This is a genomic window from Bacillus pretiosus, from assembly GCF_051294775.1.
Classification (GTDB): Bacteria; Bacillota; Bacilli; order Bacillales; family Bacillaceae_G; genus Bacillus_A; species Bacillus_A wiedmannii.
Genome location: NZ_JBPPHF010000345.1, coordinates 1 through 293 on the forward strand (window position 1 = coordinate 1; position 293 = coordinate 293).

General features: G+C 35.5%; 1 protein-coding gene. It reads right to left on the reverse strand.

Going from position 1 to position 293, the window contains the following annotated elements; translation table 11 throughout:
* On the reverse strand, positions 1-293 hold a 293-nt coding region (locus ACSG5Z_RS31180), incomplete at both ends, for an extracellular solute-binding protein (protein WP_435712890.1).

Here is a 293-nt window from a genome sequence, read left to right on the forward strand (position 1 = left end):
ATCTTCGGCTGCTGAGAAGAATAAATCAGCAGGTGCGCCTTGTTCAATTTGTTGTTGAAGTGCACCAGAAGCACCGAAGTTAAAAGAAAGTTTAATTTTAGGTTCTTTTTCTTTATATTTTGTTTCAATTTCTTTTAGTGCATCTTGTAAGCTTGCAGCAGCTGATATAGTAAGTTCAACTGCTTTTCCTACTTTAGCAGTTGATTTCTCTTTCTTTTCGCCGCTTGTACATGCAGCACTAAATATAAGAAGAAAAGAAAGTATAAGTGCTCCGATGGATTGTAATGTAAACT